The organism is Mycobacterium sp. 852002-51971_SCH5477799-a, assembly GCF_001667145.1.
In the GTDB taxonomy this organism is placed as follows: Bacteria; Actinomycetota; Actinomycetes; order Mycobacteriales; family Mycobacteriaceae; genus Mycobacterium.
Genome location: NZ_LZIF01000118.1, coordinates 160,370 through 174,927, shown reverse-complemented (window position 1 = coordinate 174,927; position 14,558 = coordinate 160,370). Strand labels below are relative to the sequence as shown.

General features: G+C 67.3%; 16 protein-coding genes. 10 read left to right on the top strand and 6 right to left on the bottom strand.

The annotated features are described in order from the left end of the window. The first annotated feature begins 103 nt into the window (after positions 1–103). Positions 104–1,132: an Rv2578c family radical SAM protein gene (locus A5753_RS21525; protein ID WP_067133101.1), complete on the top strand. Its 1,029-nt coding sequence runs from the start codon at positions 104–106 to the stop codon at positions 1,130–1,132. A gap of 11 nt (positions 1,133–1,143) precedes the next feature. Here A5753_RS21525 and A5753_RS21520 read toward each other — a convergent pair whose 3' ends face one another. Next, a complete protein-coding gene (locus A5753_RS21520; protein ID WP_067133098.1) occupies positions 1,144–2,745 on the bottom strand; it encodes a fibronectin type III domain-containing protein in 1,602 nt (533 codons plus the stop codon). An 88-nt stretch (positions 2,746–2,833) separates the two neighbouring features. Here A5753_RS21520 and A5753_RS21515 point away from each other — a divergent pair, with 88 nt between their 5' ends. Further along, on the top strand, positions 2,834–3,265 hold the full coding sequence (locus A5753_RS21515) for a hypothetical protein (RefSeq protein WP_067133094.1): 432 nt from the start codon (positions 2,834–2,836) through the stop codon (positions 3,263–3,265). An 82-nt stretch (positions 3,266–3,347) separates the two neighbouring features. On the opposite strand, the gene A5753_RS21510 is transcribed toward A5753_RS21515, so the two are convergent. Then, a complete protein-coding gene (locus A5753_RS21510; protein WP_067133091.1) occupies positions 3,348–3,884 on the bottom strand; it encodes a helix-turn-helix domain-containing protein in 537 nt (178 codons plus the stop codon). A 72-nt stretch (positions 3,885–3,956) separates the two neighbouring features. Here A5753_RS21510 and A5753_RS21505 point away from each other — a divergent pair, with 72 nt between their 5' ends. Together A5753_RS21505 and A5753_RS21500 are read left to right on the top strand one after the other, a co-directional pair. Beyond that, a complete protein-coding gene (locus A5753_RS21505) occupies positions 3,957–4,742 on the top strand; it encodes an aldolase (protein ID WP_067133087.1) in 786 nt (261 codons plus the stop codon). 37 nt (positions 4,743–4,779) lie between these two features. Further along, complete coding sequence (locus A5753_RS21500; protein ID WP_067133083.1) at positions 4,780–5,661, top strand: dihydrodipicolinate synthase family protein; 882 nt, start codon at positions 4,780–4,782, stop codon at positions 5,659–5,661. 5 nt (positions 5,662–5,666) lie between these two features. Here A5753_RS21500 and A5753_RS21495 read toward each other — a convergent pair whose 3' ends face one another. The 3 genes from A5753_RS21495 to A5753_RS21485 are packed head-to-tail and all read right to left on the bottom strand — an operon-like array spanning position 5,667 to position 7,961. Further along, the gene (locus A5753_RS21495) at positions 5,667–6,545 is read right to left on the bottom strand and encodes a neutral zinc metallopeptidase (protein WP_067133081.1); all 879 of its coding nucleotides are present in this window, start codon (positions 6,543–6,545) and stop codon (positions 5,667–5,669) included. A 9-nt stretch (positions 6,546–6,554) separates the two neighbouring features. Continuing rightward, entirely contained in the window at positions 6,555–7,052 is a 498-nt protein-coding gene (locus A5753_RS21490) for an SRPBCC family protein (protein ID WP_067133077.1), read from the bottom strand. A 9-nt stretch (positions 7,053–7,061) separates the two neighbouring features. Further along, complete coding sequence (locus A5753_RS21485) at positions 7,062–7,961, bottom strand: oxidoreductase (RefSeq protein ID WP_197694767.1); 900 nt, start codon at positions 7,959–7,961, stop codon at positions 7,062–7,064. Between the two features lie 62 nt (positions 7,962–8,023). Here A5753_RS21485 and aspS point away from each other — a divergent pair, with 62 nt between their 5' ends. The 3 genes from aspS to A5753_RS21470 are packed head-to-tail and all read left to right on the top strand — an operon-like array spanning position 8,024 to position 11,310. Next, entirely contained in the window at positions 8,024–9,799 is a 1,776-nt protein-coding gene (gene aspS / locus A5753_RS21480) for an aspartate--tRNA ligase (protein WP_067133071.1), read from the top strand. Beyond that, the gene (locus A5753_RS21475) at positions 9,796–10,227 is read left to right on the top strand and encodes a nitroreductase family deazaflavin-dependent oxidoreductase (RefSeq protein ID WP_067133068.1); all 432 of its coding nucleotides are present in this window, start codon (positions 9,796–9,798) and stop codon (positions 10,225–10,227) included. Before aspS ends, A5753_RS21475 begins: the two co-directional genes overlap by 4 nt. 3 nt (positions 10,228–10,230) lie before the next feature. After that, on the top strand, positions 10,231–11,310 hold the full coding sequence (locus A5753_RS21470; RefSeq protein WP_067133065.1) for an aromatic acid exporter family protein: 1,080 nt from the start codon (positions 10,231–10,233) through the stop codon (positions 11,308–11,310). A 5-nt stretch (positions 11,311–11,315) separates the two neighbouring features. Here A5753_RS21470 and A5753_RS21465 read toward each other — a convergent pair whose 3' ends face one another. Then, entirely contained in the window at positions 11,316–11,705 is a 390-nt protein-coding gene (locus tag A5753_RS21465; protein ID WP_067133182.1) for an MmcQ/YjbR family DNA-binding protein, read from the bottom strand. A gap of 127 nt (positions 11,706–11,832) precedes the next feature. On the opposite strand from A5753_RS21465, the gene A5753_RS21460 reads away from it, so the two are divergent. Genes A5753_RS21460 through A5753_RS21450 form a run of 3 tightly spaced genes read left to right on the top strand, consistent with a single transcriptional unit; the run spans position 11,833 to position 14,553 of the window. After that, positions 11,833–12,768 carry a transglutaminase family protein gene (locus tag A5753_RS21460; RefSeq protein WP_067133062.1) on the top strand — a complete coding sequence of 312 codons (936 nt, stop codon included), beginning with the start codon at positions 11,833–11,835 and terminating at the stop codon, positions 12,766–12,768. Next, on the top strand, positions 12,761–13,816 hold the full coding sequence (locus A5753_RS21455; RefSeq protein WP_067133058.1) for a putative zinc-binding metallopeptidase: 1,056 nt from the start codon (positions 12,761–12,763) through the stop codon (positions 13,814–13,816). Before A5753_RS21460 ends, A5753_RS21455 begins: the two co-directional genes overlap by 8 nt. Before the next feature lie 56 nt (positions 13,817–13,872). Further along, a complete protein-coding gene (locus A5753_RS21450; protein ID WP_067133055.1) occupies positions 13,873–14,553 on the top strand; it encodes a DUF6629 family protein in 681 nt (226 codons plus the stop codon). Positions 14,554–14,558: the final 5 nt, after the last annotated feature.

Here is a 14,558-nt window from a genome sequence, read left to right as displayed (position 1 = left end):
GGGATGCCGTACCCGTTGTGATAACCGAATCTATGTTCGAAGACGTGATCGCCCACCGCCGCGGCGCTTGACTAGTGCTCGAACTGATGTTCGAATAGCGGGTATGCGGTGGGCGAATCAGGCCGTCGCGGTCAATGGGAAGCCGGTCGAGGACGGGGCGCTGCCAGGGCTGCAACGCATCGGCTTCCTGCGCAGCGTGCGCTCGCCGCAGTTCGACGGGATCACCTTCCACGAGGTCGTGTGCAAGTCCGCGCTGAACAAGGTGCCGAACGCGTCGGCGTTGCCGTTCCGCTATACCGTCAACGGTTACCGCGGCTGCTCGCACGCCTGCCGGTACTGCTTCGCCCGGCCCACCCACGAATACCTGGAGTTGGACTGCGGCAACGACTTCGACACCCAGGTTGTCGTCAAGACCAACGTCGTCGAGGTGCTGCGCCGCGAGCTGCGGCGGCCATCCTGGCAGCGCGAGACCGTCGCCCTGGGCACCAACACCGATCCGTACCAGCGGGCCGAGGGACGCTACACGCTGATGCCCGGCATCATCGGCGCCCTGGCCGAGTCGGGCACGCCACTGTCGATCCTGACCAAGGGCACGCTGCTGCGCCGCGACCTGCCGCTGCTCGCGGATGCCGCGGCGCAGGTTCCGGTCTCGGTCGCGGTGTCGCTGGCCGTCGGCGACCCAGAGCTGCACAAGGACGTCGAGCCCGGTACCCCCACACCGCAGGCCCGGCTGGGCCTGATCAGCGCCATCCGCGCCGCCGGTCTGGACTGTCATGTGATGGTCGCGCCGGTGCTGCCGCACCTCACAGATTCCGTCGAGCACCTTGACGCGCTGCTCGGCCAGATCGCGGCGGCCGGTGCCAGCAGCGTCACGGTTTTCGGCCTGCATCTGCACGGTTCGACCCGGGGATGGTTCATGGGGTGGCTGGCGCGCTCGCATCCCGAGCTGGTCGGCCGCTATCGCGAACTGTACCGGCGCGGTGCCTACTTGCCGCAGGATTATCGGGCCATGTTGCGGGAACGGGTCGCACCGCTGATCGCCAAGCATCGACTGGCGGGCGATCATCGCCCCTTCTCGCAGTCGGCCCCGGTCGCGCCGGCGCCGGAACCCGTTCAGCCGACGTTGTTTTGAGCGCAACCGCGCTAGCCGACCCTGTCGGCGCGCGGCTTGGTGAGCGTGAATTCGTCGATGACGGCGACTTCACCGAACGGACCCCGCAGCGCGTAGTGCGTCGCCTTGATCGTGGTGCTACCCCCGGGCTGACCCGGGTCAACGTCGAAAGCCACGAAGCCATAAGGGTTTTCGCGGTCGCGAAACGCCGACCATGGGGCATCCTCGAGGACGTAGATGGGAGCCTTGCGTTGCAGCCCTGGGTCGAACGCGCCCACACCGGTCACCACCCGGCACCGTGGCTCGGGGAAGAACATCGCGTTGCTCGGTGCCGAGGTGCCGCCCCCGCCGATGACGAGATGCACCGTTCCCCGTGTGGCGTCGATGAGATCGTTGCGCGTGTCGACGGGTACCGGAGTGCGGGTGTCGGTCCCCAGCGTGCCGCGCAGCGGATGTGAGCGCTCGTAGTGGTGTTCGTGACCGCACACCACCAGATCGACCTGGTACTGGTCGAACAGTGGCAACCATTCCTGGCGGATGCCCAGGTCGGCGCCATTGGTCTTGTCGGCGGTGGAGATCGCCGTCTGGTGCATGCACACCACGACCCAGTCGATGTCAGGGTCTCGCCGAGCCGCCGCGAGTTCGCTTGCAAGCCAGCGTTTTTGCTCACCGCCGGAGTAGCCGTGCACATAGGAGTTGCCGCCGTCCTGGAAGGCGACGTCGTCGTTGCTCAGGCTGATCACCCGCACCGAGCCGGCGGTGAACGAGTACCACATGCCGCGGGTCTCCGGGCTCGACCCGGAGTCGGGTACCGCGAAGTAGGCCTGGTAGGCGCCGTAACCGATTGGCCCGTTGCCCAACTCGTTCTCGTGATTGCCGGCCGCCGGCATCCAGGGCCGGTATCGCGCCGAGCGGGTGTTGTTCTCGAACCAGTTCGACCAGGTGCGCACCCGGTCTTGGGCCAGGTTGGCGTAGCACAGATCGCCATTGATCAGGTTGAACAGCGGCCCCATCCGTTCGATCGCCATGGTGGTGTCGGCGGCGGCCGGCGAGCCGACGTTGTCGGTGGCGTACCTGCCGTCGGGCATCTTGGCCAGCGCCGGCGTGGACTGGTCACCGAAGCTGGTGAACCGCAGTCGGTTTCGTCCTATGGGTGCCGTGCGTACGGTGCCCTGCTCGGGTTGTGCGCCCTCGTGCAGCGCCGCGTACACGTAGTCGGTGTCGGGGGTCAGGTTGGTCAGCCGCGCATGGTTGACGCGAACCTCGGTGCCCGACTTCGCGTCCCGGTAGGTACGGGTTTCCGCGGCGACGGTGCGGCCGAAGCCGGATGTCGGCGTCCCGAGCATGACGCGCGGATTGCGGACCGCGTCGGTGGTGTGCCAGGACACCACCACTTCGGTGGCGGCGTTCTTGCCGAACTGTAGGTGCAGCCCGCCGACTGGTGGCGCGCCGTGGCGATCGGGCTGCAGCCAGGCCATCGGGCCTTGCGGACGGGATCCCAACAGCACGGCACCGCCCCCGAGGCTCACCCCCAGGGCGGCCGAGATCGCCCCGGTCGTCAGCAAGCGGCGGCGGGTCACCGGCGCTTCGGCGACACCGGCCCGTTTCGGTGCCGAATGCGGCTCATCGCTCATGCTTGCTTCATACCGGAGCCGGCCAACCGCGGGCACAGCTGCCGATAAACAACGAACCGCCGCTAACGAATCCGGTAGCGTTTTCGATATGACGAACGTGCAAAAGACAGCGAGCGCGATCTCAGCGGTGATGCTGGCAATGGCCGCGGGCGCGGTGCTCACGCCCGCGACCAGCTATGCGGATCCGCCCGGTCACCAGGTGACCTACACGGTGACGAGCCCCAACAATCTGACCGCCACCGTCAACTACGTGAATTCCGATCCGCCCAGCCAGGCGGCCTACAACGCGGACCCGTCGAAGTTCACGACCAGTGTGCAGGCCCCGCTGAGCGCGGGAACGCCGGTTACCTACACCGCCACCCTGGCCAACCCGAGCCAGACGGCGAGGATCAGCGCCAGCGGCATGCTGCACTGGCCGGATTCGGGCAACGGTCCGGCCTCGTTCCACTGCGAGATCGCCGTGGACGGCCAGGTGATCGCGCAGCAGGACGCGACCACCACCGTCACCTGCGCGGCCTAGCCCGGGTAAGCAGCCCGCGTTCGCTGATGGCGAACACCGTCTCGCCCGTCGCGACGACGCCGGTCAAACAGCTCGGTCGCGCTCACGCCGGTGTGCTCCCGGGTTCGGCGTGCGCGACGACGACGACTTCGGCGCGAGCGGCGCCGACGGCGCGGATCTTATGGCTGACCGAGGCGTCGAAATAAGCGCTGTCGCCGGCCTCGAGCGTGAATGTCTGGTCTCCGTAATCGAATTCGATGGTTCCGGCGTGCACGAACATGAATTCCTGGCCGGCATGCTCGGGATGGGGATCGTCGGCCAGCTGCTCCGTCGGGCGAATCACGAACGGCGACATCGTCTTCCCCAGCAGTGACGAGGCGAGCACCCGATAGCGCTCACCCTCGGGGGCGCTGCCGGTGGCACGCTCGACGATGATTTTCTCCTGCGCCGCGTCCTCGGAGAACAGCCGACCGACGTCGACATCGAGGGCCTTGGCGACCTTGAGGGCCACCGCGATCGAGGGTGTGCTGCGTTGGCGTTCGATCTTGGACAGGTAGCTCTTGGTCAGTCCGGTCTGCTGGGCCAGCGCCTCGAGCGTGAGGCCGCGTTGCTTGCGGACCGCGCGCAGCAGTGCGGTCATGGGCGGCCCCCTCTCATGACACAAGGTTTCCTACAGTGCTACCATTGTGTCATATCGTCGAGGGAGCGGATTATGGCCAGCACGTTCACCGATTCGAAGTCCGATCTGATGCGCAGGGCTGCCGAGCAGTTGACCGCTAACGTCGCCGTTTCGCAATTGACCACGCGCCAGAAGCTGGCTTTGACGTGTCGGGCGTTGTTCGACGCCGGGCATGACGCGGGGCTGGCCGGGCAGATCACCGCCCGCGCCGAGGCAGACGGCACCTACTACACCCAGCGGCTGGGCCTGGGGTTCGACGAGATCACCGACGACAACCTGCTTTTGGTCGACGAGGACCTCAATGTTCTCGACGGGGACGGAATCGCCAATCCCGCCAACCGATTTCACAGCTGGATCTATCGCGTCCGGCCCGACGTGCAATGCATCGTGCACACCCACGCGTTTCACGTCGCGGCGCTGTCGATGCTGGAAGTCCCGCTGATCGTCTCCCACATGGACACCACGCCGTTCTACGACGACTGCGCGTTCTTGCCGAAGTGGCCGGGCGTGCCCGTCGGCAACGAAGAGGGCGAGATCATCAGCGCCGCCCTCGGCGACAAGAAGGCTGTGCTGCTCGCGCACCACGGCCACGTCATCGCCGGTGCCAGCGTCGAGGAGGCATGTTCGTTGGGAATCCTCATCGAGCGTGCCGCCAAGCTGCAGCTGGCCGCCATGTCCGCCGGCGCGGTCAGGGAACTGCCCGAAGAGCTGGCCCGCGAAGCCCACGACTGGACGCTGTCACCGCAGCGCAGCAGGGCCAACTTCGCCTACTACGCCCGGCGCGCCCTGGCCCGGCACCCCGACGTGCTGGCCAGCTGAACCCGTTATCCGCCAACCGTAATCCGAGGAGACCTCTGTGGCGCAACCGTCTGAGCCCCCGATCCACGGCATCATCGCCTATCCGGTGACTCCGTTCTCCGAGAAGGGTATCGACACCGAAAGGCTGGCCGCGCTGGTCGAGCGGCTGGTGTCGGCCGATGTTCACGCGATCGCACCGCTGGGCAGCACGGGCGAACTGGCCTACCTCGAGGAACCCGAATTCGACACCGTCGTCGACACCACCATCGCCACCGTCGCCGGCCGTGTCCCGGCGATCGTCGGGGTGTCAGATGTGACCACCGCCAAGACAATTCGGCGCGCCCGGTACGCGCAGCAGGCCGGGGCCGACGCGGTGATGATTCTGCCGGTGTCCTACTGGAAGCTCACCGAGCGCGAGATCTTCCAGCATTACCGCAGCATCAGTGACGCCATCTCCATCCCGATCATGGCCTACAACAACCCGGCCACCAGCGGTGTCGACATGCCCCCCGAACTGTTGGTGCGCATGTTCGAAAGCATCGACAACGTCACCATGGTGAAGGAATCCACCGGCGACCTGACCCGCATGCAGCGCATCGCCGAACTGTCCGGCAATCGGCTGCCCTTCTACAACGGCAGCAACCCGCTGGTGCTCGACGCGCTGAAGGCCGGAGCGTCCGGATGGTGCACGGCCGCACCGAATTTGCGGCCGCAGCCCTGCATCGACCTGTACGAGGCGGTGCTTGCGCAAGACCTGGACACCGCGCAAAAGCTCTACGACGACCTCAACCCGCTGCTCACTTTCATCGTCGCCGGCGGGCTGGCCACCACCGTGAAGGCCGGCCTGGAGCTGCTCGATTTCCCGGTCGGCGACCCGCGCGCACCGCTGTTGCCACTCGACGAGCAGCGCCGCGCCGAGTTACAGGACCTGCTGGCCTGAAACGGCTAGCCCAAGTCGGGCGCGGAGAAGGTGTCGCACTGCTTCGGATCACCGGTCTGATAGCCGACAGTGAACCAATGCTGGCGCTGCTCGGCCGAGCCGTGGGTCCAGCTTTCGCGGTTGACATGCCCGGTTGCCTGTTTCTGGATCCGGTCGTCGCCGACCGATGCGGCAGCCGATAGCGCGTCGCGAATGTCGTCGTCGCTCAACGGATTCAGGAACGGCGTGCCGTCCTTCTGGTTGACCGTGGCGGCGTAGTGCGCCCAGACACCGGCGTAGCAGTCTGCCTGCAGCTCGGTGCGTACGCCGTTGCCGCCGGCGCCTTTGGCTCCCTGCTGGGAGCGGCCCAGGGTGCCTTGCAGTTGCTGCACGTGATGACCGTATTCGTGGGCGACGACGTACTCCTGTGCAAAAGCCCCATTGCTGGAATGCAGCTGCTTGACGAGCACATCCTGAAAGAAGCTCGTGTCGAAGTACGCCGTCTGGTCCACCGGGCAGTAGAACGGCCCTACGTCGGTGGTGGCCGGTCCGCACCCGGTGCTCACCTGGTCGCTGAACAGCCGGACGTGGGGGCGGGTGTAACCCGGCATCAGCTGATGCCACACCGCGTCCACCGAGTTGCCCGTGGCGACCACGCGGCATTGCACGTACTTGTTGGCGTCGGCGCCTGTTCTGCACTGGCTCAGATCGAAGCCCGGCGCCGAGTACCCGCCGGTGTTCGTCTGCTGGGAGTTCATGACGCGACCGGGGTCGACGCCGAAAAACAGCGCCCCGATGAGGATGAGCAGCCCGAGGCCACCACCTCCGACGGCCATTCCCATCCCGCCCCCGCCGGACGAGGATGCCGTGCTGGTGTCGATCTGCATGCCCTCGTTGAAGGTCATGACACTCTCCTAATGTTGCCGGGTCGCAAGGGAATCGGTGTACCTGCGCAGGTTGCGCAGGTAGCGTCGCAGCGCCAGGTTCAGCAGGGGGCCCACCACGACCATCGCCAGCTTCGCCGGGCCGGCCGGTTTCTGGGCCATCGTCCACGTCAGTCGGCAGCCACCGGGGATGACCTCGACCCGGTAATCCTCGGCGAATGCCGCCACGGATCGGGTCGAGCATTCGTTGAACCGAAATGCCATGTGCGTGAACGGTTCCCAGGCGAGGAATTCTTCGTTGCCGACGAGGCCGCCGCGCATCTCGACGACGCGGGTGGTCCCGACGCCGCGCGGCTCGGGGCTGGTCCAGGTCACCTTCGTGATCACCTTCGCCCACCGCGGCCAGGACTGGGCATCGGAAAGCACCTCGAACAGCTGCTCGGGCGTGATCGCCAGGTCGACGCTGTTGCTGAACCGGAAAGGTGCGGTGTCGGTGAAGCTGGTATCGACGCGTTCGCAGGGGAACATGACAATAACTTAGCCGGGGCCGTCGCTGGCCGCGGCCAGCAAGGGCACTACGACGTCGCTGATCGGCGTGGCCAGCCCGTGGACCCGGCCCTTGCGAATGATCACGCCGTTGCGGACGTCCCATTCCATCGGGCGCCGGTGTTCCGCGTCGGTGAGGATCGACGTGCTCAGGTCTTCGGCAACGTTGCCGAACATGTCGACCAACTCGTCGACCACCCCGTCGGCCAGCCGAGCGCCCTCGGCCCGCGCGACGGCCAGGCACTCGGCGACGTAGCGGCGCGACAGCGCGGCGACGTCGTCGCGGCGAAACATCCCGGACCGCCTCCGCGCCAGCGCCATCAACCCGGCCAACGCGTTGGTGAGCAGCTTGTGCCAGGCCGCGGTGATGATGTCGGGGTCGCAGTCCACCCGGCAACCGGCGCCGCGCAGCAGTTCGGCGACGGTCTCCCCGGACGGCCCGCTGGGCAGGACCAGGGCCGCCTCGGTGCGCAATCGCACCCAGCCGTCGGGGTGGGTCTCGGCCGAGTACCACACGATCCCGGGGATGACGGGCGAGCGCGGGCAGTGCGGCTGCACCTGCTCGACCTGCTCCACGCCGTTTTGCAGCACCACGACGATGGTGTGGACGTCGCACAGCCTGGCCAGCCAGCCGGCCGCCGAGTCGTTCTGGGTGGCCTTGACGGCCAGCAGCACCATGTCCACCGACCCGGTCACCTCGGTGGGATCGGTGCGCACCGGCCCGGGAACAACGATCGGATCCGATCCGTCCGGCCGCAGTTCGATGGCGTCGCGCGGGGTGCGGCCGCACATCATGACCGAATGGCCCGCCCGGTACAGCAGCGCGGCGACCGTCGTGCCGACGGCGCCGGGACCGACCAGGGCGATATTGGTAGCAGCGTCTGTGGCGATGCCACCGAAATTACCTCCTTTAGACTGGGCACTCGTTCAACCCAGGTGAAGAGGAGTGTTTTGTGCTGCGCAGTCATGCCGCGGGTTCGCTGAGGAGTAGCGACGCCGGGCAGCAGGTGACGCTGGCGGGCTGGGTGGCCCGCCGCCGCGACCACGGCGGCGTCATCTTCATCGACCTGCGCGACGCCTCCGGGATCGCCCAGGTGGTGTTTCGCGAGAACGATGTATTGGCCCAGGCGCACCGGCTGCGCGCCGAATTCTGTGTCGCCGTCACCGGTGTCGTCGAGATCCGCCCAGAGGGCAACGCCAACCCCGAAATCACCACCGGTGACATCGAGATCAACGCCACCTCGCTGACGGTGCTGGGGGAGAGCGCCCCGCTGCCGTTCCAGCTCGACGAACCCGCCGGCGAGGAGCTGCGGCTGAAGTATCGCTACCTGGACTTGCGCCGTGACGGTCCGGCCACGGCAATTCGCCTGCGCTCCAACGTGAATGCCGCCGCGCGGTCGGTGCTCGCGCAACACGATTTCGTCGAGATCGAAACCCCGACCATCACCCGCTCCACCCCGGAAGGGGCCCGCGACTTCCTGGTGCCATCCCGACTGCATCCAGGCTCGTTTTACGCCCTGCCGCAGAGCCCGCAGCTGTTCAAGCAGCTGCTCATGGTGGCCGGGATGGAGCGCTACTACCAGATCGCCCGCTGCTACCGCGACGAGGACTTCCGCGCCGACCGCCAGCCCGAGTTCACCCAGCTCGACATGGAGCTGAGCTTCGTCGACGCCGAGGACATCATCGCGATCTCCGAGGAGATCCTGGTCGCGCTGTGGGCGTTGATCGGCTACCGGATCCCGACGCCGATTCCGCGGATCAGCTACGCCGACGCGATGCGACGGTTCGGCTCCGACAAGCCCGACATGCGCTTCGGGCTCGAGCTCGTCGACTGCACAGAGTTCTTCAAAGACACCACATTTCGTGTTTTCCAGGCGCCCTATGTCGGTGCCGTGGTGATGCCCGGCGGGGCATCGCAGCCGCGGCGCACGCTGGACGGCTGGCAGGAGTGGGCCAAACAGCGCGGCCACCGCGGGCTGGCCTACGTCCTGATCGCCGACGACGGCACGCTGGGTGGTCCGGTGGCCAAGAACCTCTCCGATGCGGAACGCGATGGGCTGGCCACGCACGTCGGGGCGAAGCGGGGGGACTGCGTCTTCTTCTCGGCGGGCCCGGCCAAGCCCTCCCGCGCGCTGCTGGGGGCCGCCCGCGGCGAGATCGCCCACCGGCTGGACCTGATCGACCCCGACACCTGGGCGTTCGTCTGGGTGGTGGACCCGCCGCTGTTCGAACCCGCCGACGACGCGACCGCCGCCGGGGACGTGGCCGTCGGGTCGGGGGCGTGGACCGCCGTGCACCACGCGTTCACCTCACCCAAGCCCGGGCATGAGGACGCCATCGAGACCGACACCGGCAACGTGCTCGCCGACGCCTACGACATCGTCTGCAACGGCAACGAGATCGGCGGCGGATCGATACGTATCCACCGCCGCGACATCCAGGAGCGGGTGTTCGCGGTGATGGGCCTGGATCACGCCGAGGCCGAGGAGAAATTCGGATTCCTGTTGGAGGCCTTCACCTTTGGCGCACCCCCGCACGGTGGCATCGCGTTCGGCTGGGACCGGATCAACGCGCTGCTGTCCCGGGTCGACTCCATCCGTGAGGTCATCGCCTTCCCGAAGACCGGTGGCGGCGTCGACCCGCTCACCGAAGCGCCGGCGCCGATCACCGCCCAGCAGCGCAAGGAGTCCGGAATAGACGCCAAGCCCGAAAAGGTTCACAGGGCATGACCGATACCCCTGACGCCGAGACCGTCAACGCATTCAACAAGAGCATCATCGACGAGTTCCGCGCCAACGACGGCAAGGTCGGCGGCCAGTTCGAGGGCGCCAACCTGCTGTTGCTCCATACGACCGGCGCGAAATCCGGTGAGCCGCGGGTATCGCCGCTGGCCTATTTCCGCGTCGACGGCAAGCTCATCATCATCGGCTCCTTCGCCGGCGCCCCCGTCAGCCCGGCCTGGGTACACAACCTGCGCGCTGATCCGCAGGCGCGCGTGGAGATCGGCACCGACTCGTACGACGTCGCCGCCCACGAGCTTCCTGCCGACGAGCGGGCCGCGCTCTTCGACAAGATCACCGCCGTTGCTCCCGGCTTCGCCGAGTACCAGGCCAAGACCACCCGGGTGATTCCGCTGTTCGAGTTAAACCGGACCTAGCCGGTGGGCGGTTCGCGGCGAGCGGTGCCATCGCTGGTTCTCGCCGCCGCGCGCGCGGGCAGCAAGCGGCTGCGGGTGGTGTGGTTCAACCTGGTGCAGACCGCGGTGGCCGCGGGCCTGTCCTGGTACCTGGCTCACGACGTCCTGGATCACCCGCAGCCGTTCTTCGCGCCGATCGCCGCCGCGGTGTCGTTGTCGACCAGCAATGTGCTGCGGGCGCAACGCGCCGTTCAGATGATGATCGGGGTGACCCTGGGGATCGGTCTCGGTTCGCTGGTGCAGGGCCTACTCGGGCCCGGCGAGCTACCCATCGCGGTCGCCGCGCTGGTGGCGTTGGCCGCGGCGGTGTTCATCGGGGGCGGCTTCATCGGGCACGGGATGATGTTCGCCAACCAGACCGTGGTGTCGGCGATTCTGGTGCTTGCCCTGTACCACGGCGGCGTCGGCCTGGAACGCATCTTCGACGCGCTGATCGGCGGCGCCGTGGCCATCGTCTTCGCCGTCTTGCTGTTTCCCGCCGACCCGCTGACGGTGCTGCGCAATGCCCGCGTCGGTGTGCTCGGGGTACTGCACGACGTCCTGGCGCGCGCCGCGGACGTCGCCGCCGGACGCAAAGCCCCGCCGCCGGATTGGCCGCTGACGGCCGTCGACCGGGTGCACGAACAGCTCAGCGGGTTGCTCGAGGCGCGCACCACGGCCCGCCATGTCGTCACCATCGCGCCGCGCCGCTGGGGCCTGCGCACCACGATCGAGGCCGCAGATCACCAGGCCGTGCACGTGGCCCTGCTGGCCGGCTCGGTGCTGCAACTGGCCCGCGCGGTCTCGCCCGGCCCCGATCCCATCGCAGACGGCGGCCGCGAAGCCCTTCCGCATCCGGTGCCCAGCGTGCTGGTGGTGCTGGCGGCCGCGACCGCACTCGCCGACTCCGATCCCGCCGGCGCATGCGCGTACGCGGCGTCGGCGCGTCATCACGCCGCGGAGTTGCAGTCCGGGGCGCACGAGAAGACGCAGGTGATCCTCGCCGACGTCGTCAGCGCCTGCATCGACGACCTGCAGCGCGTCATCGACCTTCGGCACGTCTGAGCGCATCACCGCGATTCGGCCAGAAACTCCTGAACCAATTTCCGCGGCGCCTGGGTCAGCCACGCCTCGGTGATCAGATCCTCGAGATCGCGCACCGAGATCTCGGCCAGGTTGACCAACACAGCGGGATAGCCGTCGAAATGCGGGGTGGTGAAGTAGACCCCCGGCTCGTCGTCGATCAGCGCGAACTTGACGCCCTCATCGGACACCCGGACCCCGAGTATGTCGCCCTGCGGTGGCTGCGGGCCGTTGCGCTCCAGCGCCTCGCGCTCGGAGGGCCGCAGCGGCCGCTCCCAGGCCAGCAATTTCTTGCCGACCCGCCAGTCGTGCGGTGACGGCTCGGAGGTGAGCGCCAGCTCACCGACGATGCGGGCGACCTCGCCCCAGGTGGCCACAACACGATTGTGCTCCCGTGTCGGCGCCATTGCCGTCGGATTGGCAAACGGTGGGCGACGAAGGCTTCCGCGGGCTCTGCCCAGGGGTCATGCATGTGATGAGATCAGCGGTGAGGAGGACAAGCGCTTGCTAGCAGAACCAGGCGAACCGGGGGCCGGGGCCGCCCGCCGACACCGGGTGACCCACCGCACCGAGTACCGCTACTCCGACATCGTGACCAGCTCGTACGGGCGCGGGTTTCTCACGCCGCGCGACTCGCTGCGGCAGCGCTGCGTCGCGCATCAGCTGATCATCGAGCCGGCCCCGGCCGACAGCTCCACCAGCATGGACAGCTATGGCAACACCAGCTCCTATTTCCACGTGACCGAGCCGCACCGCACCCTGAAGGTGATCAGCGATTCCATCGTCGACGTCTATCCGCCCCGCCCGGATTCCCACACCTCAGCGGCCCAGCCGTGGGAGGCGGCCCGGCCCACCGAACCCAGCGCGGCCTTGGCGACCGAGTTCACGCTGGACCTGAATCCGCCGGAGATCACCGACGACGTCCGCGACTACGCGGCGCCCAGCTTCACCCCCGGGCGTCCCCTGATCGAAGTGCTGCGCGATTTGACGTCGCGCATCTTCACCGACTTCACCTACCGATCGGGGTCGACGACGATTTCCACCGGAGTCAACGAGGTTCTCGCAGCGCGCGAAGGGGTATGTCAAGACTTTGCCAGGCTGGCGATCGCCTGCCTGAGAGCCAACGGGTTGGCGGCTAGTTACGTGTCCGGATATCTGGCCACCGCCCCGCCACCCGGAAAGGATCGGATGATCGGCATCGACGCCACCCACGCCTGGGCAGCGGTGTGGACTCCGCAGCAGCCCGGTCGCTTCGAGTGGTTGGGGCTTGATCCCACCAACGACCAGATGGTCGACGAGCGCTATATCGTCGTGGGCCGGGGCCGCGACTACGCGGACGTCCCGCCGCTGCGGGGCATCATCTACACCAACTCGGAACACAGCGCGATCGACGTCGCCGTCGACGTGGTGCCCTTCGAAGGCGATGTGCTGTATGCGTGACTTCACCTGCCCCAACTGCGGGCAGCGCCTGACCTTCGAGAACTCCACCTGTCTCAATTGCGGTAGCGCGCTGGGGTTTTCGCTCGACCAGATGGCGTTGCTGGTGATCTCGGACGGCGATACCGGTGAGCACGCCGGCTTCGTGCGCGCGAGCGAGTATCAGCTGTGCGCCAATCTACTACTCGCCGAATGCAATTGGCTGGTGCCCGTCAACAACCCCCGGCTGCTGTGCCCATCGTGCGCGTTGACGATCGAACGGCCCAACGACGCCGACACCACCGGGATGGCCGAGTTCGCCAGAGCCGAGGCGGGCAAACGCAGGCTGATCGCCGAGCTACACGAGCTGAAGCTGCCGATCGTCGGGCGTGATAGGGATCCCGATTACGGGCTGGCCTTCCGGTTGCTGTCCAGCGCGCACGAGCAGGTGATGACCGGGCACGAGAACGGCGTCATCACCATCGACTTGGCCGAGGGCGACGACGCGCACCGCGAGCAGTTGCGGGTCGAGATGGACGAGCCGTACCGGACCGTGCTGGGTCACTTCCGCCACGAGATCGGGCACTACTACTACTACCGGCTGGTCGCAGGGTTCACCGATTACGTGGAGCGGTTCAACGAGCTGTTCGGCGACCACGAAGCCGACTATCAGGCGGCGCTCGATCGTCACTACAGCGAGGGCGCTCCCCAGGGCTGGCAGGAGCAGTTCGTATCGTCCTATGCCACCATGCATCCCGCCGAGGACTGGGCCGAGACGTTCGCCCACTACCTGCACATCCGTGACACGCTGGACACCTCGGCGTGGTGCGGACTGGCCCCGGCGTCGGCCACCTTCGACCGGCCCGCGTTGGGCCCCAGCGCTTTTCAGACGATCATCGACATGTGGCTGCCGCTGTCATGGTCGCTGAACATGGTGAACCGATCGATGGGCCACGACGACCTGTACCCGTTCGTGCTCCCGGCCGCGGTGCTGCAGAAGATGAAGTTCATCCACACCGTGGTCGACGAGGTGACCTCGGAGTCGCGCGGCCCCGCCTCGGTGGCCGGCTGAGTCGCTCTCGGGGCCAAAGCCCGATTCGCGGCGGCACGAACGGGAACTCTGCGACGATGTGCTTTTCGATCACAGCGGATCTGGTGGTGGGCACCGCCCTCGTCCCGGTCGCCGTGGCGACCCTGCGCGAGGTGAGGCACTGGCGCGAGGTGCCATTTGCGTTGTTGCCGACGGTGTTCGCGGTCCACCAGTTCATCGAGGCGGCCGTGTGGCCCGACGGCTTCTTCTCGCCGGGGCTGGTCCACTTGGCCACACGCGCATATGTTTTCATCGCGCTGCCGCTGCTTCCCGCGCTGGTCCCGTGGGCGATCCTGATGCTGGAACCGCGCGGTGCCCGGCTGCGGGTGGCGCCGTTCGCGGTGCTGGGCACCGTCGTGTCGGCCTATCTGGCTGTCGTCGTGCTCACCGAACCGGTCGAAGTGACGAAGGGCCCCCATGCGCTGCAATACCAGATCGGCGTTCACGGCGGCTACGTGTGGGCGGTGCTCTACGTCATCGCCGTCATCGGCCCGGCACTGTTGTCGGGCTATCGCTCCATCGTGGTGTTCGGGTTCGCCAACCTGGTGGGGCTCATCGTGGTCGCCGTCCTGTACGTGCACGCCTTCGCGTCACTGTGGTGTATCTACGCCGCCGCGCTGTCGGTCCTGGCACTGGTGCACATGGTGCGGCGACGGCGACTGCCCGATCCGCACCGCTACCACGGCCTCACCGCGGACCACGCGGCATCGAACGTGTGAGAGAT